Origin of the sequence: Flavobacterium frigoris (assembly GCF_900111075.1) — a bacterium.
Taxonomy (GTDB): Bacteria; Bacteroidota; Bacteroidia; order Flavobacteriales; family Flavobacteriaceae; genus Flavobacterium; species Flavobacterium frigoris.
Map to the genome: position 1 here is coordinate 41782 of NZ_FOFZ01000015.1, position 25871 is coordinate 67652.

The window sequence follows — 25871 nt, forward strand, 5'->3', positions numbered from 1 at the left end:
ATTATAAAAGAAAAAACTAGCCTTTATGAGCGCTTTTACTTAATAGAACGTAACAAAACAAACAGAATAGCAGAAAAATCTAAAACTATACATTCATTTGTTCGAAAAAAAAACAAAAAAAAAGGATAAACTATTAATAGTTTATCCTTAAATTTTATTGAATGATTATCTTCATAATTACTCAGCAGCGTCTGTAGTTGTATCAGCTTCAGCAACTGGAGCTTCAGTAGCTTCATCTGCTTTTTTAGCTTTTCCACCACGACGGCTTTTTGCTTTTTTAACTTCTTTTTTACCGCCATTGTAAAGCTCATTGAAATCTACAAGTTCAATCATTGCCATATCAGCATTATCTCCCAAACGATTTCCAACTTTAATGATACGAGTGTATCCACCTGGACGATCTCCTACTTTAGCAGCTACGTCTCTGAACAAGTCAGTTACCGCATATTTACTACGTAAGTAAGCGAAACAAATACGACGGTTATGAGTCGTATCAGTTTTTGATTTTGTTATTAAAGGCTCAACAAATTGTTTAAGCGCTTTCGCTTTAGCAACAGTAGTGTTAATACGTTTGTGCTCAATAAGAGAACATGCCATATTAGCTAACATAGATTTTCTATGCGCTGTCTGTCTGCTTAAGTGGTTGAATTTTTTTCCGTGTCTCATGACGTGTGTTTTTATACTTTCATCTTGATACTATCCGTTTTGGAGATCAAAATATGAAGTAATTTATTCTTTATCTAGTTTGTATTTCGCTAAATCCATTCCGAAGTTCAAATTTTTAATAGCCACTAGTTCATCTAGTTCTGTTAAAGATTTTTTACCAAAATTACGGAATTTCATTAGGTCATTTTTATTGAACGATACTAAATCTCCAAGTGTATCAACTTCAGCCGCTTTCAAACAATTTAATGCTCTTACAGATAAGTCCATATCAACAAGCTTAGTTTTAAGCAATTGTCTCATATGTAATGATTCCTCATCATACGATTCTGTTTGTGCGATCTCATCAGCCTCGAGTGTAATCCTTTCGTCAGAAAACAACATGAAATGGTGAATTAAAACTTTGGCTGCTTCAGTAAGCGCATCTTTTGGATTGATAGAACCATCAGTTTTTATTTCAAAAACTAATTTTTCATAATCTGTTTTTTGCTCAACACGGAAATTTTCAATTGAATATTTTACGTTTTTTACCGGAGTAAAAATAGAATCCGTAAAAATAGTTCCAATTGCAGCGTTCTGTTTTTTGTTCTCCTCTGCAGGAACATATCCTCTACCTTTTTCGATTGTTAAATCGAAGTTCAGTTTGATTTTTGGATCTAGATTACAGATAACAAGTTCTGGATTCAAAACTTGGAAACCTGAAATGAATTTTTGAAAATCACCAGCTGTCAATTGATCCTTACCTGAAACAGAAATAGTAACTGCCTCATTATCTATATCTTCAATTTGACGTTTGAAACGTACTTGTTTAAGATTAAGGATAATTTCGGTAACATCTTCAACAACTCCTGAGATAGTAGAAAACTCATGATCTACACCTTCTATACGAACGGATGTAATTGCATAACCTTCTAATGCTGAAAGCAAAACTCTTCTAAGTGCATTACCAACGGTCAATCCGTAACCTGGTTCTAAAGGTCTGAACTCAAACTTACCTTCAAAATCGGTTGAATCGATCATGATAACTTTATCGGGCTTCTGAAAATTAAATATTGCCATAAATTTCGACTAAGTCAATTATTATTTGTTGTACAACTCTACGATTAATTGTTCTTTAATGTTTTCTGGGATTTGAAGTCTAGCCGGTACAGAAACGAAAGTACCTTCTTTAACGTCATTATTCCAAGTAATCCATTCATAAACATGACTTGAATTAGATAAAGAACGTTCGATAGCTTCTAATGATTTAGATTTTTCACGAACTCCTACTTTATCACCAGGTTTAAGGTGGTAAGAAGCAATGTTTACTACATCACCATTAACGGTAACGTGTCTGTGAGATACTAATTGTCTAGCGCCTCTTCGAGAAGGAGCAATACCCATTCTAAAGACAACGTTATCTAATCTTGCCTCACACAATTGTAAAAGAACTTCACCAGTAACACCTTTAGTAGCTGATGCTTTTTTAAATAAACCTCTGAATTGTTTTTCTAAAATTCCATAAGAATATTTAGCTTTTTGCTTCTCCATTAATTGGATTGCATATTCAGATTTTTTACCTCTTTTTTTAGCCATTCCGTGTTGCCCAGGTGGGTAACTTCTTCTTTCGAATGCTTTGTCATCTCCGAATATTGCTTCGCCAAATTTACGAGCAATTCTAGTTTTTGGACCAGTATATCTTGCCATTTCTAAAAATTTTATTAAGGTAGAGATTATGAATTCAGGTCATATCCTTCGATAATCGTTTATTCTACCTAGTTATACTTAAATATATTATTAAACTCTACGTCTTTTAGGAGGACGACATCCATTGTGAGGCATTGGAGTAACATCGATAATCTCAGTTACTTCGATTCCACCGTTATGTAAAGAACGAATCGCAGACTCACGTCCGTTTCCTGGTCCTTTTACATAAACTTTCACTTTTTTAAGTCCTGCTTCAATAGCTACTTTACTACAATCTTCTGCTGCCATTTGGGCTGCGTATGGAGTGTTCTTTTTAGAACCTCTAAAACCCATTTTACCAGCTGAAGACCAAGAAATAACTTCACCTTTTTTGTTTGTCAAAGAAATAATGATGTTATTGAAGGTAGCAGAAATATGAGCTTCTCCCGTTGATTCAACGATAACTTTACGTTTTTTTGCAGTTGCTTTAGCCATATTACTTATTATTTAGTTGCTTTTTTCTTGTTGGCAACAGTTTTTCTTTTACCTTTTCTTGTTCTAGAGTTGTTTTTAGTTCTTTGTCCTCTTAAAGGAAGACCAGTTCTATGACGGATACCTCTGTAACAACCAATATCCATTAAACGTTTGATGTTCAAAGAAACCTCAGAACGCAATTCTCCTTCAATTTTGAATTCTGATACAGCTTCACGAATCGCTCCGATCTCATCATCATTCCAATCTTGAACTTTTTTATCTTGGCTAACTTGAGCTTTTTCTAAAATCTCAATAGCTCTACTATTTCCTAATCCGAAGATATAGGTAAGTGCTATAACACCTCTCTTGTTTTTCGGGATATCTACCCCTGCAATTCTTGCCATAATTATCCTTGTCTTTGTTTAAATCTAGGATTCTTTTTGTTTATAACGTACAATATCCCTTTTCTACGCACAATCTTGCACTCGGGACTTCTCTTTTTTACTGATGCTCTAACTTTCATTGTGAATATCCTTTAATATCTATAAGTAATTCTTGCTTTTGACAAATCGTACGGGCTCATTTCTAGTTTCACTTTATCACCAGGTAATAATTTGATATAATGCATACGCATCTTTCCAGATATATGAGCAATTACAATATGTCCATTTTCTAACTCTACACGGAACATCGCATTTGATAATGCTTCAATTATGGATCCGTCTTGTTCTATTGCTGATTGTTTTGCCATAAGATTAAGCTACTGCTTTTCTATTTTTTCCACTCTTCATTAAACCGTCATAATGTTTGTTTAACAAGTATGAATTAATTTGTTGAATTGTATCTATGGCAACACCAACCATAATTATTAATGAGGTACCCCCAAAAAACATTGCCCAAGATTGTTGAACATCCATAAGACTTACAATAATCGCTGGGAACACAGCTATTAGAGCTAGAAATAAAGATCCTGGGAAAGTTATCAACGACATCACTTTGTCAAGAAAATCAGAAGTTTCTACACCTGGTCTAATACCTGGAATAAAACCTCCACTTCTTTTCAAATCATCTGACATCTTATTAGTAGGAACGGTGATTGCTGTATAAAAGAATGTGAATACAACTATCAAAGTTGCAAAAACAAGGTTATACCAAAAACCGAACATATTACTAAAAGCGCCTACAACTGATTGTGATGCATCTGATTTAGACAACCCAGCTACAGCAGCAGGAATGAACATGATAGCTTGAGCAAAGATAATTGGCATAACTCCAGAAGCATTAAGTTTCAAAGGAATCCATTGTCTATTACCACCCATCATATCTTGTTCAAAATCACCTGACGTTGTACGACGAGCGTACTGTACTGGTATCTTTCTAATTGCCATAGTTAATAAAACACAAGCAACAATAACTAAAAGCCAAATAATAATTTCGATAACCAATAACATTGGCCCACCGTTGTTATTCGTAACTCTAGTAGTAAACTCCTGTATAAATGCTTGAGGAAATCTAGCAAGTATACCTACCATAATTAAAAGCGAAATACCATTTCCAATTCCTTTATCAGTTATCTTTTCACCTAACCACATGGCAAATATCGTACCTGTAACTAAGATAATCACTGAAGAAAATAAGAATTCAAAAGAATTAAACCCTAATAAAAATGCACTACTAGGTAAAGTTCTATATAGATTGTAGATGTAAGTTGGTCCTTGTACTAGTGTAATAACAATAGTCAACCAACGTGTTATCTGATTAATCTTTTTTCTACCACTCTCACCATCATTTTGAAGTTTTTGCAAATAAGGAATCGCAATTCCCATAAGCTGAACAACAATAGAAGCCGAAATGTAAGGCATAATTCCTAAAGCAAAAACTGACGCTTTAGAGAATGCTCCACCAGTAAACATATCTAGAATAGATCCAATACCACTTTTGGTTTGACCTGCTAAACTATTTAATTGAGTCGCATCGATTCCCGGAAGCGTAACATGTGCTCCGAAACGATATACTAAAAGCAGACCCAATGTAATTAGGATTCTGTTTTTTAGTTCCTCGATTTTCCAAACATTACTTATTGATTCAATAAATTTCTTCATATTAATTGAAAAATTACATTGTTACAGCTTCTCCTCCAGCAGCTTCAATAGCGGCTTTTGCAGTAGCAGTAAATTTGTGAGCAGTTACTTTTAATTTTGCTGTCAATTCTCCTCTTCCTAAAATCTTAACGATTTCATTCTTAGTAGCCAAACGGTTTGCAACATAAGTTGTCATATCGACAGCATCAGTTACAATACCATTATCAACTAATAATTGAAGTGTATCAAGATTTACACCTTCGTACTCTTTACGATTGATGTTTGTAAAACCAAACTTAGGCACACGTCTTTGAAGAGGCATTTGCCCTCCTTCAAAACCAATCTTTTTAGAATACCCAGAACGAGATTTTTGTCCGTTGTGTCCTCTTGCCGAAGTACCACCTTTTCCAGAACCTTCTCCTCTACCTAGTCTCTTATTTTGACTGTGTGTTGAACCCTCAGCTGGTTGTAAGTTACTTAAATTCATACCAGTATTTGTTATTTAGCTTCTTCTACAGAAACTAAGTGTTTAACTTTGTTTATCATCCCAAGGATTGTAGGGTTTGAATCATGCTCTACAATTTGTCCCATTTTACGTAGACCTAAAGCTTCCAATCCTCTTTTTTGATCAAGTGGACAGTTGATTTTACTTCTAACTTGTTTTACTAATAATTTAGCCATAATTTCCTTGAATTAACCTTTAAAAACTTTTTCTAAAGAAACTCCTCTTTGTTTTGCAACACTATAAGCGCTTCTCATTTGTAACAACGCATCAAAAGTCGCCTTAACTACGTTGTGAGGATTTGATGATCCTTGAGATTTCGACAATACATCGTGAATCCCAACTGACTCAAGAACTGAACGAACAGCTCCACCTGCAATAACTCCTGTACCATGAGAGGCAGGAATTAAAAACACACGAGCTCCACCAAATTTACCTTTTTGTTCGTGTGGTACTGATTTACCATTCAAAGGAATTTTTACTAGATTTTTCTTCGCATCTTCTACTGCTTTCGCAATTGCTTCAGAAACATCTTTAGACTTTCCTAATCCATGACCTACAACACCATTCTCATCACCTACAACTACAATAGCAGAAAAACCGAAAGCTCTACCACCTTTTGTAACTTTAGTAACACGATTAACACTCACCAAACGATCTTTTAATTCAAGACCACTTGGTTTTACCAACTCTACATTCTTGTATTTATTAGACATAATATATTAGAATTTAAGTCCAGCAGCTCTCGCGCCTTCTGCTAATGATTTAATACGACCGTGATACAAGTAACCTCCTCTATCGAATGTTACAACTTCTATCCCCGCTTTTAACGCTTTCTCTGCTACAAGTTTTCCAACTGCAATAGCAACTTCTACGTTAGTACCTTTTCCTATTTCTTTTTCTCTTGAAGAAGCAGCCAAAATAGTAACTCCGTTTACGTCATCAATAAGTTGAGCATAAATTTCTTTGTTACTTCTAAATACAGATAGTCTTGGATTTGTAGCAGAACCACTAATCGATTTTCTAATTCTGAATCTAATTCTCTGTCTTCTTTCAGGTTTTGATAATGACATAATCTTATTTTTTAAGCTGATTTACCTGCTTTTCTTCTTAATACTTCACCTACAAATTTAACTCCCTTTCCTTTGTACGGCTCAGGCTTACGAAAAGCTCTAATTTTTGCCGCAACTTGACCTAAAAGTTGTTTGTCAAACGATGTAAGCTTAACAATTGGGTTTTTACCTTTTTCAGATATAGTTTCTAGAGTTACTTCAGCAGCAACTTGCAAAACAATATTGTGAGAATATCCAAGAGCTAAATCTAATTTTTGTCCTTGATTTGAAGCTCTATAACCAACTCCTACCAATTCTAATGATTTTGTAAAACCTTCAGTTACACCAATAATCATGTTATTGATTAAAGATCTGTACAAACCGTGTTTTGCTCTTTGGTCCTTGTGATCAGACGACCTGTCTACTTGAACTTGACCGTCTTCAACTGTAACAGTTACGTCCGAAAACTCCTGTGTCAGCTGACCATTTTTTCCTTTTACTGTAATATTACCGTCTTTAACTTCTACAGTTACTCCAGCAGGGATTACAATTGGGCTTTTACCTATTCTTGACATCTTATAGTCTATTTATTAGTATACGTAACAAATTACTTCACCACCAACATTCAATTGTTTTGCTTTTTTTCCTGTCATCAATCCTTTTGATGTAGAAACAATAGCAATACCTAATCCGTTAAGGATTCTTGGAATGGTTGAAGAACTTGAATATTTACGTAAACCTGGTTTACTAATTCTTTGGATATCTTTTATTACTGACTCTTTAGTATCTTTATCATACTTCAAAGCAATTTTGATTGAACCCTGAACAGCGTTGTCTTCAAATTTGTAACTTAAGATATAACCTTGATCAAATAAGATCTTAGTGATTTCTTTTTTTAGATTAGATGCAGGAATTTCGACAACTTTGTGGTTTGCAGCCACAGCGTTTCTAACTCTTGTTAAATAATCTGCAATAGGATCTGTATACATATGTATAAATTTGCGGCTATGGTTTTCTTCAGATTTTCTGTCGAACCTTTAACCAATTAAAATTAATTTTCTACCAACTGGCTTTTTTAACACCTGGGATCAATCCGTTATTTGCCATTTCACGGAATGTAACACGTGAAACACCAAATTGACGCATGTAACCTCTAGGTCTACCTGTTATTTTACATCTGTTGTGCAAACGAACAGGTGAAGCGTTTTTAGGTAATTTCTGCAAACCTACGAAATCTCCAGCCTCTAACAAAGCTTTTCTTTTCTCAGCATACTTAGCTACCGTTTTTTCTCTCTTCACCTCACGGGCTTTCATTGATTCTTTAGCCATATCTTAATTCTTTTTAAAAGGTAATCCTAATTCAGCCAATAATGACTTTGCTTCTTTATCCGTTTTTGCAGTAGTTACAAAAGAGATATCCATACCTGATATTTTGTTTACTTTATCAATGTCAATTTCTGGGAAAATGATTTGTTCTAAAACCCCAAGGTTATAGTTTCCTCTTCCGTCAAAACCTGTAGCTTTTATACCACTGAAATCTCTAACACGTGGCAAAGCAGAAGTAATAAGTCTATCTAAAAACTCATACATTCTTTCTCCACGCAAAGTAACTTTAGCACCAATAGGCATTCCTTTTCTCAATTTGAAAGATGCAACATCTTTCTTTGAAATTGTAGATATTGCTTTTTGTCCAGTTATCTTTGTCAATTCATCAACTGCATAGTCAATCAATTTTTTATCAGAAACTGCTGCTCCAACTCCACGGCTCAAAACGATTTTTTCCAATTTAGGAACTTGCATTACGTTTGTGTATCCGTACTCCTCTTTAAGAGCAGATATTACTCTGTTCTTATATTCTTCTTTTAGTCTAGGTGTATACTCCATTACTATAGTACTTGATTAGATTTTTTTGAAAATCTTACTTTCTTATCTCCTTCAACTCTAATTCCAACTCTTGTTGCTTCCTTTGTTTTAGGATCAATTAGAGAAAGATTAGAAATTTGAATAGCAGCTTCTTTTTTCACAATACCACCTTGAGGGCTTTTTGCACTTGGTTTCGTATGTTTTGAAACCATGTTTACACCTTCAACAATCGCTTTGTTTTTCTCACGGTCAACACGCAATACTTTACCTTCAGAACCTTTATGGTCTCCAGCTATTACTCTTACAATGTCGCCTGTTTTTATTTTTAGCTTTATCATCTTAAAACGAATTAAAGCACTTCAGGTGCTAATGATACAATTTTCATGAATTGTTTTTCACGAAGTTCTCTTGCTACTGGTCCAAAAACACGAGTTCCTCTCATTTCCCCTGCAGCGTTCAAAAGAACACATGCATTGTCATCGAAACGGATATAAGAACCATCGGCTCTTCTCACTTCTTTTCTGGTACGTACAACAACTGCAGTTGAAACAGCTCCTTTTTTAACGCTTCCGTTAGGAGTTGTATCTTTGATAGAAACTACAATCTTGTCACCAACTGAAGCATACCTTCTTTTGGTACCTCCTAAAACACGGATAGTTAAAACTTCTTTAGCTCCTGTGTTATCTGCTACTTTTAGTCTTGATTCTTGTTGTACCATAATTATTTAGCTCTTTCTAGGATTTCAACTAACCTCCAACATTTAGTTTTACTTAAAGGACGCGTTTCGCTAATCCTTACAGTATCTCCAATGTTACAGTCGTTCGTTTCGTCGTGTGCATGATACTTTTTAGTTTTCAACACGAACTTACCGTATAACGGGTGTTTTACTCTACGTACTTCAGCAACAACAATAGATTTATCCATTTTGTCCGAAGTTACAACACCAACTCTTTCTTTTCTTAAATTTCTTTTTTCTTCCATCTTTCAGCAGATTACAGTTGTTGCAATTCTCTTTTAGTTAGCTCTGTCGCTAATCTCGCAACTGTTCTTCTTACACTTCTAATTTGAAGCGGGTTCTCAATTGGTGATATAGCATGAGCCATTTTTAGGTCAGCATATGTTTTCTTAGTCAAACTAAGCTTCTCTTGCAACTCCGCTGCAGAAAGATCTTTTATTTCTGATTGTTTCATAATATAATATAGATTATGCTTCGAAATCTCTAGCAACAACGAACTTAGTTTTTACTGGGAGCTTTTGAGCTGCAAGACGTAACGCCTCTTTTGCAACTGACAAAGGAACTCCTCCAACTTCAAACATAATTCTTCCGGGTTTAACAACGGCAGCCCAATACTCAACTGCACCTTTACCTTTACCCATACGTACCTCAAGAGGTTTCTTAGTAATTGGTTTGTCTGGAAATATTTTGATCCATAATTGCCCCTCTCTTTTCATGAAACGAGTTGCAGCGATACGCGCAGCTTCAATTTGACGAGAAGTTAGAAACATTCCATCTTCATGTACAGATTTAATACCAAACATTCCATTAGAAAGTTCATGCCCTCTTCCAGAGTTCCCTTTCATTTTACCTTTTTGTACCTTACGGTATTTTGTTCTTTTAGGCTGTAACATTTTTCTTTAATTTAAAAATTACTTTCTTTTACGAGCGTCTGGTTTTCCACCTTTATTAAAGTTAGATTTTCCACGAGGAGAATCTCCACCTTTTCCGCCAGATTGTTTCTTGTCCATTCCAGCAAGCGGAGAAAGATCTCTCTTTCCGTAAACTTCACCTTTCATGATCCACACTTTGATACCCATTCTACCATAAGTAGTATGCGCTTCAGCTAATGCATAATCAATATCGGCTCTGAAAGTTGATAAAGGAACTCTTCCTTCTTTGAAACCTTCTGAACGTGCCATCTCAGCACCATTCAAACGACCAGAAATCAAAACTTTGATACCTTCAGCGTTCATACGCATAGAAGCAGCAATAGCCATTTTGATTGCACGTCTGTAAGAAATACGGCTTTCGATTTGACGACAGATGCTTGTAGCAACTAGATACGCGTCAAGTTCAGGTCTTTTGATTTCAAAGATGTTGATTTGAACCTCTTTGTCAGTAATTTTCTTAAGTTCTTCTTTTAACTTGTCTACCTCTTGTCCACCTTTTCCGATAATGATACCAGGTCTAGCAGTAGTGATAGTAACGGTTACAAGTTTCAAAGTTCTCTCGATGATTACTTTTGATACACTAGCTTTTGATAAACGAGCATGGATATACTTTCTGATTTTATGATCTTCGGCAAGTTTATCACCATAATCATTTCCACCATACCAGTTTGAGTCCCATCCTCTGATGATACCAAGTCTATTTCCAATTGGATTTGTCTTTTGTCCCATCTTGTATTAAATTGCTTGTGTGTTATTAATAGATCCTAACACGATTGTCACGTGGTTAGAACGTTTTCTTATTCTGTGTGCACGACCCTGTGGAGCTGGACGAAGTCTTTTCAACATCATTCCACCATCTACTGTAATCGTTTTAACAAATAAACCTGCTTCTTCCATATTAGCATCAGGGTTTTTTGCTTGCCAGTTGGCAATAACAGATAAAACCAATTTCTCTAATTTTCTTGAAGCTTCTTTAGAACTAAATCTTAAGATGTTTAATGCTCTCTCTACCTTCTGACCTCTTACCAAGTCCGCTACTAAGCGCATTTTTCTAGGTGAAGTAGGGCAGTTATTCAATTTTGCGAAAGCAATAGACTTATTAGCCTCTTTTCTCGCATCTGCTGTTTCTCTTTTACGAACTCCCATTGCTTCTTATTTTTTACCTTTATTTTTTGCTCCAGCATGACCTCTAAAAGATCTAGTTGGTGAAAACTCTCCTAATTTGTGACCTACCATGTTTTCTGTTACGTAAACTGGTACAAATTGACGACCGTTATGAACTGCGATAGTTTGTCCAACAAAGTCTGGAGTAATCATAGAAGCTCTAGACCATGTCTTTACAACTCCTTTATTCCCACCTGCGATGTTTTCCTGAACTTTCTTGTCTAACTTATAATGAACGAAAGGTCCTTTTTTTAATGAACGTGCCATATCTTAATTATTTCTTTCTACGTTCTACGATATACTTGTTACTCGGGTTTTTCTTAGAACGAGTTCTATAACCTTTTGCTGGTATTCCATTTCTTGAACGTGGATGTCCACCAGAAGAACGTCCTTCACCACCACCCATTGGGTGATCGACAGGGTTCATTGCAACAGGTCTTGTTCTAGGTCTTCTACCTAACCATCTTGTTCTACCTGCTTTACCAGATACAACTAATTGGTGGTCTGAATTAGAAACAGCTCCAATCGTAGCAGCACAAGTCAACAAGATTAATCTTGTTTCTCCTGAAGGCATTTTGATTGTTGCATATTTCCCGTCTCTTGCCATTAATTGAGCAAATGTTCCAGCAGAACGAGCAATTACTGCTCCTTGCCCTGGTCTTAACTCAATACAAGATATTACAGTTCCTAATGGAATTCTGCTTAACGGCAATGCATTACCAATTTCCGGTTGAGATTCTGGACCAGAAACTAATTTCTGACCTACTTTCAATCCGTTTTGAGCAATAACATAAGTTTTCTCACCATCAGCATAAGCTAACAATGCGATAAATGCAGTACGATTTGGATCATATTCAATTGATTTTACTGTCGCAGGAATTCCTTCCTTTGTTCTTTTGAAATCAATGATACGATATCTCTGCTTGTGACCACCACCCGTATAACGCATGGTCATCTTTCCTTGACTATTTCTACCTCCAGAGTTTTTTATCGGCGCTATCAAAGAGCGTTCCGGCTTATCAGTTGTAATGGCGTCATAACCATTCACAACTCTAAATCGCTGACCTGGGGTAATAGGTTTTAATTTTCTTACTGACATTTTTCTATCTTAGATATTGTTGTAAAAATCAATTGTTTCTCCGTCTTGTACTTGAACAATTGCTTTTTTAATTGCATTAGTCTTTCCACTGATTAAACCACTTTTAGTGTATTTTGTAGTTCTATCCGGCCTTACGTTCATCGTGTTAACACTCAAAATAGTTACACCATAAGCAGCTTCAATAGCTTTCTTAATCTCAACTTTATTTGCTTTTTTGTTAACAACGAATCCGAAGCGGTTTAAAACTTCACTTTCTTTGGTTACTTTTTCCGTTACTATAGGTTTAATTATGATACTCATATCCTATTATTTACTTAAATTTTCTTCAATTATCTCCAAAGAGCTTTCTAAAAGAACTAGGTTATTAGCATTTAATATAGCATAAGTGCTTAATTCTAAGCTACTTACAACATTAGACGCCTTTAAATTACGTGACGACAAATATACATTTTTATTCGCATCGCCCAACACAAATAGAGATTTTTTATTTTCTAACTCTAAAGCTTTCAAAACATTAATGAAATTTTTAGTGTTTGGTGTTTCAAAATTAAAGTCTTCAAGAACGATAATATTTGATTCTTTTGCTTTCATTGAGAACGCAGATTTTCTTGCTAAACGTTTCAAGCTTTTATTCAATTTAAATGAATAACTTCTTGGTCTAGGTCCAAAAACTGTTCCCCCACCTTTAAACAATGGATTCTTTGCACTACCCGCACGAGCAGTACCAGTTCCTTTTTGTTTTTTAATCTTACGTGTACTTCCCGCTACTTCAGCTCTTTCTTTTGCTTTGTGCGTTCCTTGTCTTTGATTAGCTAAATATTGCTTAACATCAAGGTATACTGCGTGATTATTTGGTTCAATTGCGAATACTGAATCAGAAAGTTCAACCTTTCTTCCAGTATCTTTTCCGTTGAAATCTAATACTTTTACTTCCATTACTTGTGAATGATTACATAAGAGTTGTTACATCCAGGAACACATCCTTTTATAACAAGTAGGTTCTTTTCAGTAACTACTTTTAAAACTCTAAGGTTTTGAACGTTTACATTTTCTCCTCCCATTCTTCCAGCCATACGCATTCCTTTGAATACTCTAGATGGATAAGAAGAAGCTCCTACAGAACCTGGCGCTCTTAAACGGTTATGTTGACCGTGAGTCGCTTGACCAACACCACCAAAACCGTGACGTTTTACAACCCCCTGAAAACCTTTACCTTTAGATACACCTTGTACATCTACAAATTCTCCTTCAACAAACATAGAAACATCTATAAGATCTCCTAGTTTTTGTTCTGTTGCAAAATTCTGGAATTCAACGACTTTTTTCTTAGCTACAGTTCCCGCTTTTTTAAAGTGACCTAAAGCCGCTTTTGTGGAATGTTTCTCGTTTTTGTCATCGAAACCTAGTTGCAACGCTTCGTACCCGTCAACACCAATGGTTCTGACTTGGGTAACAACACAAGGACCAGCTTCAATTACTGTACAAGGAATATTCTTCCCGTTTTCATCGAAAATACTAGTCATGCCGATTTTTCTACCAATTAACCCAGACATAAATATTAATTATTAATTATTAAATATAAAAATAGAACACATCATTTAAGTGGAACTCATTTTTAAAGTGGTGCAAAAGTATAACTTATTTACACACAATCCAAAAAAAATTTCCACTTAAACAAAGTGCCCTTTTTACTCTTAAGTAAATCCTTAAACTTTGATCTCTACTTCAACTCCACTAGGCAATTCTAATTTCATTAAAGCATCAATAGTTTTAGATGAAGATGAATAAATATCAATCAATCTCTTGTATGACATTACTTCAAATTGCTCTCTCGCTTTCTTGTTAACGTGCGGAGAACGTAGTACTGTAAAAAGTTTTTTGTGAGTTGGTAATGGAATTGGTCCTGTTACTACTGCACCGGTACTCTTAACCGTTTTTACAATCTTCTCAGCAGACTTGTCTACCAACATGTGATCGTAAGATTTTAGTTTTATTCTGATTTTTTGACTCATTTTCTTAAAGATTAAGCGTTTCCTTTTGCTTTTTTGATTACTGCTTCTGAAATATTAGAAGGCGTTTCCGCGTAATGTGAAAATTCCATAGTAGATGTTGCTCTACCAGATGACAGTGTTCTTAATGTTGTAACATAACCAAACATCTCTGATAATGGCACATCAGCCTTAATAGTTTTAGCACCAGCTCTATCACCCATATCATTAACCTGACCTCTACGACGGTTGATATCACCTACGATATCTCCCATGTTTTCTTCTGGCGTAATAACTTCCATTTTCATGATTGGTTCAAGAATAACAGCACCTGCAGCCTTAGCAACTTCTCTATACCCCATTCTTGCTGCTAACTCAAAAGAGAGTGCATCAGAATCGACAGGGTGAAAAGATCCATCAGTTAAAGTTACTTTTAAACTATCCACTTGATAACCAGCCAAAGGACCCGTTTTCATAGCTTCTCTAAAACCTTTTTCTACAGAAGGAATATATTCCTTAGGTACGTTACCACCTTTTACAGCGTTAACAAACTGTAAACCAACAGGTACTTTACCGTCAACTTCATCAGCCGGCTCAAGCTTAAATACGATATCACCGAATTTACCACGACCTCCTGATTGTTTTTTGTATGTTTCTCTATGAATTGCAGTTTTTGTAAAAGCTTCCTTGTATTCAACTTGAGGCTCACCTTGATTTACTTCAACTTTGAATTCACGACGCATTCTATCTACTAAGATATCTAAGTGAAGCTCACCCATACCAGAAATAATAGTTTGCCCTGAAGCCTCATCTGTTCTAACTGTAAACGTAGGATCTTCTTCAGCTAATTTAGCCAAAGCCATACCCATTTTATCTACGTCAGCCTTAGTTTTAGGCTCAATTGCGATACCAATTACTGGCGCAGGGAATTTCATTGACTCAAGAATAATTGGGTGTTTCTCATCACACAATGTATCTCCAGTTTTGATATCCTTAAACCCTACTGCTGCTCCAATATCACCTGCTTCGATATAATCGATTGGGTTTTGCTTGTTAGCATGCATTTGGTATATTCTTGAGATTCTTTCTTTATTTCCTGAACGAGTGTTCAAAACATAAGAACCTGCATCTAAACGTCCTGAATAAGCACGGAAGAAAGCCAAACGTCCTACGAAAGGATCTGTAGCAATCTTAAAAGCTAAAGCAGCGAATGGCTCTTTAACATCTGGCTTACGCAAAATTTTAGTTTGATCTTCTTCTAATAATTCAGCATCATCAGGATGAATCCCTTCGATACCATCTTTATCCATTGGAGAAGGTAAGTATTTACAAACCGCATCCAACATAAATTGAACACCTTTGTTTTTAAAAGAAGAACCAGCAATCATCGGAATGATAGCCATGTCCATAACAGCTGCTCTTAATGCAATGTTGATTTCTTCCTCTGTAATAGAGTTTTCATCTTCCATGAATTTTTCAAGCAAAGTCTCATCATAATCAGCTACTGCTTCAATAAGAATCGATCTGTATTCTTTAACCTCTTCAAGCATATCTTCAGGAATAGGCACAATATCATAAGTTGCCCCTAAACCTTCCTCATGCCATACAATAGCTTGGTTCTTTACCAAATCCACAACACCTCTGAAATCATTTTCTTCACCAATTGGTAAAGTGATTGCAACTGCGTTTGATTTCAACATATCTCTTACTTGTTGACATACCATCAAAAAGTTAGATCCTTGTCTATCCATTTTGTTTACAAAACCGATACGAGGAACTCTATATTGATCCGCAAGTCTCCAGTTAGTTTCTGATTGAGGCTCAACACCATCAACAGCACTAAACAAGAACACCAAACCATCCAATACACGCAATGAACGATTCACCTCTACAGTAAAATCAACGTGTCCCGGAGTATCAATAATATTAAAGTGATAAGGCAAAGTTTCCGGTAAAGGCTTTCCTTGTGTAGTTGGAAAATTCCACTCACAAGTTGTAGCAGCAGAAGTAATTGTAATACCTCTTTCTTGCTCTTGAGCCATCCAGTCCATTGTTGCAGCACCATCGTGCACCTCACCAATTTTGTGTGATTTACCAGTATAAAAAAGAATACGCTCTGTTGTTGTTGTTTTACCAGCATCAATGTGAGCAGCAATCCCTATATTTCTTGTATATTTTAAGTCTCTAGCCATTTCTTATGAATTAAAATCTAAAGTGAGAGAATGCTTTGTTAGCTTCTGCCATTTTGTGAGTATCCATTCTTTTCTTAACAGCAGCTCCTTCTTCTTTAGCCGCAGCTAAACATTCTGAAGCTAACCTTTGAGCCATAGACTTTTCATTTCTTCTTCTTGCATAAAGTATTAACCACTTCATTGCCATAGAAATTTTTCTGTCTGGTCTAATTTGCATTGGAATTTGAAATGTAGCTCCACCTACTCTACGACTACGTACTTCTACGTGAGGCATAACGTTTGCTAAAGCATCTTTCCAAATGTCTAATGATGGTTTTTCTGCATCTTGCTTTTTTGATTCTATAATGTCAATTGCATCATAAAATACTTTAAAAGCTGTTGATTTCTTACCGTCCCACATTAAGTTGTTCACAAAACGCGTTACCAATTGGTCGTTAAACCTCGGATCTGGTAAAAGTGGTCTTTTCTTTGCCGCTCTTTTTCTCATGTCTTTTTTTTAATAAAATACTACGCCTCTACCATCACGAAAAATCGCGTTGCTACAAGAATAACGTTTTAAATTACTTTTTTGCTTCTTTTGGGCGTTTTGCTCCGTACTTAGATCTCCTTTGTGTTCTTCCTGCTACTCCTGACGTATCAAGTGCACCACGAACGATGTGATATCTAACTCCTGGTAAATCTTTTACCCTTCCACCCCTAACTAATACTATCGAGTGCTCTTGTAAATTGTGTCCTTCACCAGGGATGTATGCATTTACTTCATTACCATTTGTCAAACGTACACGCGCTACTTTACGCATTGCAGAGTTTGGTTTTTTTGGTGTTGTAGTGTAAACACGCGTACAAACCCCTCTTCTTTGAGGACAAGAATCTAAAGCAACCGATTTACTCTTCTTAGTTATCTGAGTTCTTCCTGTTCTTACTAATTGTTGAATTGTTGGCATAATTAATACTAAAAATTTATTATGTATATTTAATTCCCGCTTTTTACGGGGTTGCAAATGTATGAAATATTTTTCACTCCACAAATCTTAATTCACTAATTTTTATTTTCAGTAAACATTTGCTATTTAACGGAATAAAGAATCCACTTAATCCGTTAACCCGAAGAAACAACATCGCCCCTTGATGACTATTTTAGCATCATCAATTAGCTGTTTGATTTTTATTACAAACATTCGATATTTGCAGTACTTTTATAAAAACTTAATTCTAATTGAAATATTTCTTACTACATATCTTACTGCTTATCTTTAGCTTAAATTGCAATTCCCAAAATTTCGAATTACAATTAACAGGCAACACTATGCGCGAGACCCAAATATTAGATTCTTTAAAATATACAATAAAACACCCAAACATACAATCTGTAGCCTCGGAAATAGAAACAACCTCTACTAAATTATCAGCACTAGGATATCTTCGAAATCAAATAATTAAACAGTATAAATTAAACGACTCGATCTATTTAGCAAAATTCCATTTAGGAATAAGAATCAAATCTATACACTTATATACAGGAAAAGAAAAAATCGTCGCCGAATTGCTCTCCTTAAAAACAATCAACGACAGCATTATCGTAACATATTCAGAAATAGCAGGTTTTTTAAAAAAAAACATTAACATTTTAGAAGAAAAAGGATATTCACTAGCCAAACTAAAACTAACAAATATGCAGCAAAAAGGAAATCTCCTTTTCGCAGAACTACAACTCGTATCAGAAACCAAGAGAAAATTAAATGAAATTGTAATACAATATGCGAAAAATGAACAAAACAACAATTTTCCGAAAGGACATTTAATACAACTCAATCGGAAATATAAAAATAAAACTTTCAACCAAGAAACAATAAGCAAAATACACAATGACTTTGCAAAATTTGGTTTTGTAAATCAAACAAAATACCCAGAAATACTATTTACAAAAGACACTACAAAAATCTTTGTCTATTTAGAAAAAAGAAAGTCAAATACTTTTGACGGCTTCATTGGATTCAACAATAATGATAATAAAAAAATAACATTCAACGGCTACCTCGACCTAGCTTTAGAAAACACCCTAAAAATTGGCGAACAGTTTTCACTTTATTGGAAAAGCGATGGGAACAAACAAACAACATTTAACGCTTCAGTAGAATTGCCCTACTTATTTAAAAGTCCTATTGGACTAAAAGCACAATTAAACATTTTCAAACAAGATACTACTTTTCAAAACACCAAGACCGAAATCAACATAAGCTATTTTGTAAATTATACAACACGGCTCTATTTGGGGTACCAAACAACAACTTCAAGCGACATACAAAATATTAACAACACCATCATAAAAGATTACAAGAGTGCATTTGCAACCAGCAATTTGGAATATTCAAAATACGACTATGAAAACCCATTGTTTTTAAAAAAATCAACTCTTCTTCTTAAAATGGGTATAGGAAAAAGAGAAACAACCAATCAGACAGAAATCACAGACCAATCAAACCAATTTTTTGCAGAACTACAAGCAATGCATAACTTTTATATAAACAACAACAATAGCATTAACATAAAAACACAAAATTATTATTTAAATAGCTCCACCTATATTAACAATGAATTGTACCGCTTTGGAGGAATAAATACTATTAGAGGATTTGCAGAAAACAGCTTAGCAGCAAATTTCATGAATTCTATCCTTACAGAGTACCGCTATATGCTCTCCCCTACACTTTATGCTCATACAATACTAGATTACTGCAGGTTACAAAGCCTTATCGAAGATAATAAGTTCAATAAAAACACAAATCTAGTTGGTATCGGAATTGGAATTGGCCTTAAAACCACTACTGGCTTACTAAAAATAGCAATGGTAAATGGTAGTTCAGAAATCAAAAAAACACAGTTTTCCAACACAATCATCCATATAAGTTATAATGTTAAATTTTAAAATTCATAAAAAAAGGCTTTATTTTATTAGGAATGTTAACAAATTATTATGATTTTTGTGGAACTAATTCAAAATATTAAAAAATGAAACTAAAGTTCAATGGAATCTTAGTACTACTTGTAGTACTGATGGCGCAACTAACTTTTGCGCAAGAGAGAGCTGTGACAGGAGTTGTTTCTGACAATACAGGAATGCCTATACCAGGCGTAAGTGTATTAGTTAAAGGAACTAAATCTGGAACACAAACTGATTTTGATGGGAGGTACACCATCAAAGCATCGCCAAGTCAAGTACTACTTTTTAGCTACATTGGGATGAAATCTCAATCACTAGCAGCTACTTCATCACAAATCAATGTTAAAATGGTGGGTACTGCAGTAGAACTTGAAGGAGTTGTAGTAACCGCTTTGGGTGTTACTAGAGAAAAGAAATCACTTGGATATTCTTCACAGAAACTTTCTGCCGAAGAAGTAAACACAACTCCCACATCAAACTTTCTAAACAATTTGACTGGTAAAGTTGCTGGTCTTGAAGTTAGAAGCAACTCAAATTTTGGTGGCTCTACAAACATTGTTTTAAGAGGAACAAAAAGTATAACTGGTAACAACCAAGCGTTGATTGTTATTGATGGAGTACCAGTAAATAATGCGAATTTAAATACATCAGATGCTCAATCAGGTAGAGATGGATTTGATTTTGGTAACTCAGCATCCGATATTGACCCAAATAATATTGAATCGATAAATGTTCTGAAGGGCGCAGCAGCGTCGGCATTATATGGTAGTGCAGCATCTAACGGTGCTATTATGATTACTACAAAAAAAGGGAAGAAAAACGCAGGATTGGGCGTGTCATTTAGCTCAACAGCTTCTGTAGGGACATTTGACAAATCTACATTTGTTAAATATCAAAAACAATATGGGGGAGGAGGTTATACAGGTAATGATGACTTAATTGTAACAGACGTTAACGGAGATGGTACAGATGATTTATTGGTACCAACAGGATATGATATATCTTATGGTAATGCTTTCGATCCAACTCTTCAAGTTTACAATTGGAATGCATTTGCTCCTGGTAATGCAAATTTCGGAAAATCAACACCTTGGGTTGCCGCACAGAATGACCCAACAACTTTTTTCGAGAAATCGTTTAGTACGGTTAACAGCTTAAACTTAAGCGGTGGTGATGAAACCAGCACGTTTAACCTTAGTATCACGAACAATGAAGATAAAGGAATTTTACCAAATAGTAGTTTAAAGAGAAACATAATTAATGGTAATTTTTCTAAGGATTTAAGTGATAAATTAACCGCAAGAGCTTTCTTTACGTTTACTGACCAGAATACAGTAGGAAGAAATAGCTTAGGATACGGAGACAACTTTGTTGGTGGTTTTAGACAATGGTGGCAAACTAATGTTGATATTAAAGAGCAAAAACAAGAATATTTCAGAAATCGTGAAAACATTACTTGGAATATGAACAATCCAAGTGGAGGTGATTTAACACCTTCCTATTGGAATAACCCATACTGGGACAGATACGAAAACTTTGAAAGTGATGTCAGACGTAGGATTTTAACAGGTGTCAACTTAAGTTACGACGTTACAGATAACTTTAATTTATTAGCAAGAGCAACTATCGACAATTCGAATGACAGACAAGAACTTAGAAAAGCTGTAGGAAGTCATGCTGAAGAATTTGGAGTAAGTCAAAGTAGTGAAAAATCAGGATACTCATTATACACAAGAGCATTCCTTCAACAAACTTACGATTTCATTGCAACTTACGATTTCAAATTAGGGTCTAAAATTGGCGCGAAATTATTAGGAGGAGCAACTTTAATAAAAACTGGAGCTGATTCATTTAACGGGTCTACTACTGGAGGATTAGTAAAACCTAGACTTTATACTTTAGCCAACTCAAATAACTTTGTAGCACCTATTGAGAGCGAAATTTACTCTGAGAAATCAGGAGTGTACGCCCAAGCTTCATTTGATTATAATAAAACTTTATATCTAGAAGGATCATATCGCAGAGATCAATCGACTACACTTTATGTAGACAATAACTCATATGACTATTATTCTGTAGGATCAAGTTTTATTTTTAGTGAAATATTGAACGCAGACTGGTTATCTTTAGGAAAATTAAGAATTAACTATGCTCAAGTTGGGAACGATCCAGCAGCAGGAATATTAGGAGCAAGAATAAATAACGGTCTACTTTCAGGCAACCCTCTATTCCAAAATAGTAGTACCTTCGTAGATTTTAAAAATCTAAAACCTGAAAAACAAAAAAGTTGGGAAGCTGGTATAGAAGCTTCGGTTTTAAAAAACAGGTTAACTTTAGATCTATCTGTGTACAAATCTAATACAGAAAATCAAATATTTAACGTACCTCAATCCCCATCAACAGGTTATAGCTTTTCTCAAGTAAATGCTGGAGAACTTGAAAACAAAGGAATTGAAATAGCTTTATCTGGTTCTCCAATTAAAACTAAAGATTTTCAGTGGCAAATAGGTGTAAACTGGTCTAAAAACAAAAACACAGTTGTATCTTTAAACCAAGGAAGAACAAATCTTCAATTGGCTAGTTGGAATCAAAACGTATCACTTAACGCAACTGTTGGTGAACAATATGGAGCAATAAGAGGCCAAGGAATACTTCGTGACCCGAGTGGAAGCAAAGTTGTTGATACAGATGGTAATTACGTGATAGAAGAAGATCAAATAATTGGAAATATTCAAGCAGATTGGATTGGTGGTGTATCAAATAGATTAACATATAAAAACCTTTCTTTCAATTTCCTTATTGACGTCAAACAAGGAGGAAGTGTTTTCTCACTTGATCAAGCTTACGGACAGGATACTGGAGTTGGTGTACAAACGGCATACATTAATGACTTAGGAAATCCTGTAAGAAACAGTTTAGCAAATGGTGGTGGATACATTAATCCAGGAGTAGTAATAGATTCAAATGGTAACTCTATAACGAACACAACTCGTGTAGACGCATCTACTTCTAGTGAATTCGATGGTGTAGGTTTTGGAGTATCCGGTAACCCTAATAGCAACTTTGTTTATGATGCATCCTATGTGAAATTACGAGAAATCGGTTTTACTTACTCATTACCTTCAAAATTTTTAAACAATGGCTTCATAAAAGATATGTCATTTAGCTTAATTGGTAACAATGTTTGGATTATCCACAAAAACTTACCAGACGCTGATCCTGAAGCAGGAACATCATCTGGAAACATTCAAGGCTTCCAGTCTGGTGTTATGCCTACTGTTAAAGTATATTCATTTAACGTAAAAGTAAAATTCTAAGCAATGAAAAAATTAATATATTCAATAACAATCTTGTCATTATTTATGACAAGTTGTGTAAGTGATAACGAAGATTTTAACGAAAACAAAGATTCAGCATATAATGTTCCCGCGGAAACTTTATTATCTAATTCTCAAAAAGCGTTGTCAGATCAATTAACAAATCCAAACGTTAATGTAGGAGCAATTTTTAGATACTTTCCTCAATACCTTGCTGCAACTCAATACACTGGGGAGTCAAGATACAGAATAAGCTCTAGGGCAATTGCAGATCGTCACTGGCGAAATCTTTATGGTACAGTATTAGGTGGTTTAGAATCTGTTAAAAAAATAATACCTACAGAAGTAGCTCCTACTGGAGTTTCTGATGCTCAATTTCAGATTGAACAACAAAACAAGTTAGCGATAACAGATATTTTTGAAGTTTATACTTACCAAATATTAGTAGATTCATTTGGAAATATACCATATACTGAATCTTTAAACTCTACTAACGTTTTACCAAAGTATGACGATGCGGCCGAAGTTTACTCAAAGCTAATCATTCGTTTGGATGCTGCAATTGCAAAATTAGATACTTCTAAAAAATCATTTGCGAGTGGCGATATAGTTTATAGTGGTGACGTTACGAAATGGAAATTATTTGCTAATTCGTTAAAATTAAAATTAGCAGTCAATCTTATTGACACAAATCCAACATTAGCTAAAACTACAATTGAAAATGCTTATAACAGCGGAGTAATATTAACAAATGCCAACAATGCATCTTTTAAATATGCTCTATCTGCGCCAAATTACAATCCAATTTACGAAACTTTAGTAGCAGATAACAGAAACGATTTTGTACCGACTTCAATCATCGTTGATGCTATGAACACATTAAATGACCCAAGAAGAACTAAATACTTTACTGCGTTAGAAGATGGCAGCTATAAAGGCGGTAGATATGGTTACACAAACATATATCAAAACTTCTCGCACGTCAACCCCATCCTAACAGCTCCAGACTTTTCGTCACAGTTTATGGAGGCAGCAGAAGTGAATTTTTACTTAGCTGAAGCAGCATCAAATGGAATTTCAGTCGGAAATACAACTCAATATTATTACGATAAAGCAATTACAGCCTCGTTTGAAAGTTGGGGAATAGCAAATCAAGCTGCTGCATATTTATTGAATCCAAGCGTTAATTTTACTACAGCGCCAGGATCTTCCGCTAAAGAAAAAATAGGTAAGCAAGAATGGATTGCATTCTACAATAGAGGATTTGAGTCTTGGACTTCTTACAGAAGACTTGATTTCCCTGCACTGGTTGCTCCAGCAAGTGCTTATTCTGAAGCTGAAGGTCAAATTCCAAAAAGACTTACTTATCCAAGTAACGAACGAACAGTTAATGGTGAAAACTATACAGCAGCCTCTAGCGCTATTGGTGGAGACGTATTGAAAAATCACATTTTTTGGGATAAATTCTAATTTACAACATAATTTTTATTAAAACCATCAGCGAAAGCTGGTGGTTTTTTTTTATATATTTGCACCATGGAAAAAGAACATCAAATATTTGGGATTAGAGCAATAATCGAGGCTATTCAAGCGGGGACAACAGTAGACAAAGTCTATATTCAAAAAGAAGCGAGCAGCGAATTGATGAAAGACTTAATGAAAGTGATGAAGCGTGCCAATGTAAACTTCTCCTATGTTCCTGTAGAAAAATTAAACAGATTAACACCTAACAACCACCAAGGCGCCGTAGCAAGTATCTCTCCTATTTCTTTTTTTGATCTAGAGACCTTGATTGATACTGTGGTTGAAAACGGAAAAAAACCATTATTCCTTATCTTGGATCAAATATCAGATGCACGTAATTTTGGTGCTATTATCAGAACAGCTGAATGTACTGGAGTAAACGGAATTATTGTTCAAAAAGCAGGATCAGCACCAGTGAATGGAGATACTGTAAAGACATCAGCAGGAGCGGTGTTTAATATCCCGATTTGTAAAGTAGAACATATAAAAGACGCCATCTTTATTTTGCAAGCAAGTGGAATAAAAACGGTTGCCGCTACCGAAAAGACAGATACAACTATTTATGACATCTCTTTAAACGAGCCTGTAGCCATCATAATGGGATCAGAAGATCGTGGAGTAAATCCATCTGTTTTGAAAATTGTAGACGAAAAAGCAAAGTTACCTATGTTTGGAACTATAGGTTCTTTAAATGTATCTGTTGCTTGTGGTGCTTTTTTATACGAAGCGGTACGACAAAGAATTTAATTCCTCCTAGCTACCCTAGGGGAACTATCAAATAGTGGAGTAATATATAAACGAATTAGGACTTTGGTTCTGATTCGTTTTTTTTATTTTCTACGACAGTATACGCAACAGCACAATTTGAAGTAAAATAGCTTAGATTTGACTGTGATTCCTCCACTTCTTCTACTTTTGGCAGATTCACAAAATTACCGTTTTCGTCAAATCGTTGCATAAACTTATCCTCTGACTGACTAAAATCGCTTTTCTCCCAATCGTATTTTATTGGCTTCATATATTCAGGCGTTTTGTAAACAAAGGAAAGCACTACTCCTGTTATCAATCCCGCTAAATGTCCTTCCCACGAAATGGCATCATCTACCTCTGGAAATGCATACCAAACAACACCACCATATAGTATTATAACAGTTAGCGACAATGCTACTAAGCGGTAATACTGGCTCAAAATTCCTTTAAAGAAAATAAACGCTACTAAAACATATACCAACCCACTGGCACCGATATGATAATTTGATCTACCAATCAACCAGGTCAAGATTCCAGAAAATAAAATACCATACCCAATAACCGCAAACGACTGTTTTGCATAAAAAAATTGCAAAGCAGCTAACAACACTAGCAAGGGCATCGAATTATTATAAAGATGATTCAAATCTGAATGAATGAAAGGACTTAAAAAGACACCTTGCAATCCAGAAAAGGTGCGTGGATAGATTCCGTTTTTATCAAAATCGAAACCAAAGCGTATTTCCATCCAATACACAAACCAAAGGAATAGCACAAAAAAAAGTGGCACGCCTACAACAGCATTAGTAAATTTAAATTGATTGTCTATCATAGTATCTTTATATCCATAACCTAACTCAAATATATATCCAAAAGCAATTTAATGCTATTTTGTCAGATAATGTGGAATCCTATCTAAAAATGAAAC

General features: G+C 35.0%; 37 protein-coding genes. 4 read left to right on the forward strand and 33 right to left on the reverse strand.

Annotation, left to right across the window (positions count from 1 at the left end; genetic code table 11):
* Positions 1–177: 177 nt before the first annotated feature.
* The 32 genes from rplQ to rpsL all read right to left on the reverse strand — a co-directional run bounded on the left by rplQ (position 178) and on the right by rpsL (position 17355).
* Positions 178–666 carry a 50S ribosomal protein L17 gene (gene rplQ, locus BMW63_RS15210; RefSeq protein WP_074724329.1) on the reverse strand — a complete coding sequence of 163 codons (489 nt, stop codon included), beginning with the start codon at positions 664–666 and terminating at the stop codon, positions 178–180.
* A gap of 63 nt (positions 667–729) precedes the next feature.
* Positions 730–1722 carry a DNA-directed RNA polymerase subunit alpha gene (locus tag BMW63_RS15215; protein ID WP_074724330.1) on the reverse strand — a complete coding sequence of 331 codons (993 nt, stop codon included), beginning with the start codon at positions 1720–1722 and terminating at the stop codon, positions 730–732.
* A gap of 21 nt (positions 1723–1743) precedes the next feature.
* On the reverse strand, positions 1744–2349 hold the full coding sequence (rpsD, locus tag BMW63_RS15220) for a 30S ribosomal protein S4 (protein ID WP_074724331.1): 606 nt from the start codon (positions 2347–2349) through the stop codon (positions 1744–1746).
* Between the two features lie 90 nt (positions 2350–2439).
* Positions 2440–2823, reverse strand: coding sequence for a 30S ribosomal protein S11 (gene rpsK, locus BMW63_RS15225; RefSeq protein ID WP_007136543.1), 384 nt, complete (start codon positions 2821–2823; stop codon positions 2440–2442).
* Positions 2824–2831: 8 nt separating this feature from the next.
* Positions 2832–3206 carry a 30S ribosomal protein S13 gene (rpsM, locus tag BMW63_RS15230; protein WP_074724332.1) on the reverse strand — a complete coding sequence of 125 codons (375 nt, stop codon included), beginning with the start codon at positions 3204–3206 and terminating at the stop codon, positions 2832–2834.
* Positions 3207–3208: 2 nt separating this feature from the next.
* Entirely contained in the window at positions 3209–3325 is a 117-nt protein-coding gene (gene ykgO, locus BMW63_RS15235; protein ID WP_074724333.1) for a type B 50S ribosomal protein L36, read from the reverse strand.
* A gap of 12 nt (positions 3326–3337) precedes the next feature.
* Entirely contained in the window at positions 3338–3553 is a 216-nt protein-coding gene (gene infA / locus BMW63_RS15240) for a translation initiation factor IF-1 (RefSeq protein WP_007136545.1), read from the reverse strand.
* Positions 3554–3557: 4 nt separating this feature from the next.
* Positions 3558–4904, reverse strand: coding sequence for a preprotein translocase subunit SecY (gene secY, locus BMW63_RS15245; RefSeq protein ID WP_074724334.1), 1347 nt, complete (start codon positions 4902–4904; stop codon positions 3558–3560).
* Positions 4905–4917: 13 nt separating this feature from the next.
* Entirely contained in the window at positions 4918–5370 is a 453-nt protein-coding gene (rplO, locus tag BMW63_RS15250) for a 50S ribosomal protein L15 (protein WP_074724335.1), read from the reverse strand.
* Between the two features lie 11 nt (positions 5371–5381).
* Positions 5382–5564 carry a 50S ribosomal protein L30 gene (gene rpmD, locus BMW63_RS15255; RefSeq protein WP_016989314.1) on the reverse strand — a complete coding sequence of 61 codons (183 nt, stop codon included), beginning with the start codon at positions 5562–5564 and terminating at the stop codon, positions 5382–5384.
* Between the two features lie 12 nt (positions 5565–5576).
* Positions 5577–6101 (reverse strand): 30S ribosomal protein S5, encoded by a 525-nt coding sequence (gene rpsE, locus BMW63_RS15260; protein WP_074724336.1) that lies wholly within the window; start codon positions 6099–6101, stop codon positions 5577–5579.
* A 6-nt stretch (positions 6102–6107) separates the two neighbouring features.
* Complete coding sequence (rplR, locus tag BMW63_RS15265) at positions 6108–6458, reverse strand: 50S ribosomal protein L18 (RefSeq protein ID WP_016989316.1); 351 nt, start codon at positions 6456–6458, stop codon at positions 6108–6110.
* Between the two features lie 11 nt (positions 6459–6469).
* On the reverse strand, positions 6470–7012 hold the full coding sequence (rplF, locus tag BMW63_RS15270; RefSeq protein ID WP_074724337.1) for a 50S ribosomal protein L6: 543 nt from the start codon (positions 7010–7012) through the stop codon (positions 6470–6472).
* A gap of 15 nt (positions 7013–7027) precedes the next feature.
* Positions 7028–7426, reverse strand: coding sequence for a 30S ribosomal protein S8 (gene rpsH, locus BMW63_RS15275; protein WP_066081018.1), 399 nt, complete (start codon positions 7424–7426; stop codon positions 7028–7030).
* Positions 7427–7496: 70 nt separating this feature from the next.
* Complete coding sequence (gene rpsN / locus BMW63_RS15280; protein ID WP_074724338.1) at positions 7497–7766, reverse strand: 30S ribosomal protein S14; 270 nt, start codon at positions 7764–7766, stop codon at positions 7497–7499.
* A gap of 3 nt (positions 7767–7769) precedes the next feature.
* The gene (gene rplE / locus BMW63_RS15285; protein ID WP_074724339.1) at positions 7770–8321 is read right to left on the reverse strand and encodes a 50S ribosomal protein L5; all 552 of its coding nucleotides are present in this window, start codon (positions 8319–8321) and stop codon (positions 7770–7772) included.
* Between the two features lie 2 nt (positions 8322–8323).
* Positions 8324–8638 carry a 50S ribosomal protein L24 gene (rplX, locus tag BMW63_RS15290; RefSeq protein ID WP_074724340.1) on the reverse strand — a complete coding sequence of 105 codons (315 nt, stop codon included), beginning with the start codon at positions 8636–8638 and terminating at the stop codon, positions 8324–8326.
* Positions 8639–8649: 11 nt separating this feature from the next.
* A complete protein-coding gene (rplN, locus tag BMW63_RS15295) occupies positions 8650–9018 on the reverse strand; it encodes a 50S ribosomal protein L14 (RefSeq protein ID WP_007136556.1) in 369 nt (122 codons plus the stop codon).
* Positions 9019–9020: 2 nt separating this feature from the next.
* Positions 9021–9281 (reverse strand): 30S ribosomal protein S17, encoded by a 261-nt coding sequence (rpsQ, locus tag BMW63_RS15300; protein ID WP_074724341.1) that lies wholly within the window; start codon positions 9279–9281, stop codon positions 9021–9023.
* Positions 9282–9292: 11 nt separating this feature from the next.
* Positions 9293–9490 (reverse strand): 50S ribosomal protein L29, encoded by a 198-nt coding sequence (gene rpmC / locus BMW63_RS15305; RefSeq protein WP_074724342.1) that lies wholly within the window; start codon positions 9488–9490, stop codon positions 9293–9295.
* A 13-nt stretch (positions 9491–9503) separates the two neighbouring features.
* Positions 9504–9929, reverse strand: a complete 426-nt coding sequence (rplP, locus tag BMW63_RS15310) for a 50S ribosomal protein L16 (protein WP_016989325.1) — start codon at positions 9927–9929, stop codon at positions 9504–9506.
* A gap of 18 nt (positions 9930–9947) precedes the next feature.
* The gene (gene rpsC / locus BMW63_RS15315) at positions 9948–10697 is read right to left on the reverse strand and encodes a 30S ribosomal protein S3 (protein WP_026707012.1); all 750 of its coding nucleotides are present in this window, start codon (positions 10695–10697) and stop codon (positions 9948–9950) included.
* Positions 10698–10703: 6 nt separating this feature from the next.
* On the reverse strand, positions 10704–11114 hold the full coding sequence (gene rplV / locus BMW63_RS15320) for a 50S ribosomal protein L22 (protein WP_007136561.1): 411 nt from the start codon (positions 11112–11114) through the stop codon (positions 10704–10706).
* Positions 11115–11120: 6 nt separating this feature from the next.
* A complete protein-coding gene (rpsS, locus tag BMW63_RS15325; protein ID WP_007136562.1) occupies positions 11121–11399 on the reverse strand; it encodes a 30S ribosomal protein S19 in 279 nt (92 codons plus the stop codon).
* Positions 11400–11406: 7 nt separating this feature from the next.
* On the reverse strand, positions 11407–12231 hold the full coding sequence (rplB, locus tag BMW63_RS15330; RefSeq protein WP_074724343.1) for a 50S ribosomal protein L2: 825 nt from the start codon (positions 12229–12231) through the stop codon (positions 11407–11409).
* 9 nt (positions 12232–12240) lie between these two features.
* Positions 12241–12531 carry a 50S ribosomal protein L23 gene (rplW, locus tag BMW63_RS15335; RefSeq protein ID WP_074724344.1) on the reverse strand — a complete coding sequence of 97 codons (291 nt, stop codon included), beginning with the start codon at positions 12529–12531 and terminating at the stop codon, positions 12241–12243.
* A 6-nt stretch (positions 12532–12537) separates the two neighbouring features.
* Positions 12538–13167 (reverse strand): 50S ribosomal protein L4, encoded by a 630-nt coding sequence (gene rplD, locus BMW63_RS15340; RefSeq protein ID WP_074724345.1) that lies wholly within the window; start codon positions 13165–13167, stop codon positions 12538–12540.
* Positions 13167–13784, reverse strand: a complete 618-nt coding sequence (gene rplC, locus BMW63_RS15345; RefSeq protein WP_074724346.1) for a 50S ribosomal protein L3 — start codon at positions 13782–13784, stop codon at positions 13167–13169. Before rplC ends, rplD begins: the two co-directional genes overlap by 1 nt.
* Positions 13785–13937: 153 nt before the next feature.
* Positions 13938–14243, reverse strand: coding sequence for a 30S ribosomal protein S10 (gene rpsJ, locus BMW63_RS15350; protein WP_011963470.1), 306 nt, complete (start codon positions 14241–14243; stop codon positions 13938–13940).
* An 11-nt stretch (positions 14244–14254) separates the two neighbouring features.
* Complete coding sequence (gene fusA / locus BMW63_RS15355; protein ID WP_074724347.1) at positions 14255–16411, reverse strand: elongation factor G; 2157 nt, start codon at positions 16409–16411, stop codon at positions 14255–14257.
* A gap of 10 nt (positions 16412–16421) precedes the next feature.
* Positions 16422–16898, reverse strand: a complete 477-nt coding sequence (gene rpsG / locus BMW63_RS15360; protein ID WP_074724348.1) for a 30S ribosomal protein S7 — start codon at positions 16896–16898, stop codon at positions 16422–16424.
* Positions 16899–16971: 73 nt separating this feature from the next.
* Positions 16972–17355: a 30S ribosomal protein S12 gene (gene rpsL, locus BMW63_RS15365; RefSeq protein ID WP_007136570.1), complete on the reverse strand. Its 384-nt coding sequence runs from the start codon at positions 17353–17355 to the stop codon at positions 16972–16974.
* Between the two features lie 362 nt (positions 17356–17717).
* Here rpsL and BMW63_RS15370 point away from each other — a divergent pair, with 362 nt between their 5' ends.
* The 4 genes from BMW63_RS15370 to rlmB all read left to right on the forward strand — a co-directional run bounded on the left by BMW63_RS15370 (position 17718) and on the right by rlmB (position 24940).
* The gene (locus tag BMW63_RS15370; RefSeq protein WP_245744987.1) at positions 17718–19337 is read left to right on the forward strand and encodes a BamA/TamA family outer membrane protein; all 1620 of its coding nucleotides are present in this window, start codon (positions 17718–17720) and stop codon (positions 19335–19337) included.
* An 83-nt stretch (positions 19338–19420) separates the two neighbouring features.
* Entirely contained in the window at positions 19421–22669 is a 3249-nt protein-coding gene (locus tag BMW63_RS15375; RefSeq protein ID WP_074724350.1) for a SusC/RagA family TonB-linked outer membrane protein, read from the forward strand.
* 3 nt (positions 22670–22672) lie between these two features.
* The gene (locus tag BMW63_RS15380) at positions 22673–24139 is read left to right on the forward strand and encodes a SusD/RagB family nutrient-binding outer membrane lipoprotein (protein WP_074724351.1); all 1467 of its coding nucleotides are present in this window, start codon (positions 22673–22675) and stop codon (positions 24137–24139) included.
* Positions 24140–24205: 66 nt separating this feature from the next.
* Positions 24206–24940: a 23S rRNA (guanosine(2251)-2'-O)-methyltransferase RlmB gene (rlmB, locus tag BMW63_RS15385; RefSeq protein ID WP_074724352.1), complete on the forward strand. Its 735-nt coding sequence runs from the start codon at positions 24206–24208 to the stop codon at positions 24938–24940.
* Positions 24941–24995: 55 nt separating this feature from the next.
* Here the strand turns inward: rlmB and BMW63_RS15390 are convergent, their stop codons facing one another.
* Positions 24996–25775, reverse strand: a complete 780-nt coding sequence (locus BMW63_RS15390; protein ID WP_074724353.1) for a rhomboid family intramembrane serine protease — start codon at positions 25773–25775, stop codon at positions 24996–24998.
* Positions 25776–25871 lie beyond the last annotated feature (96 nt).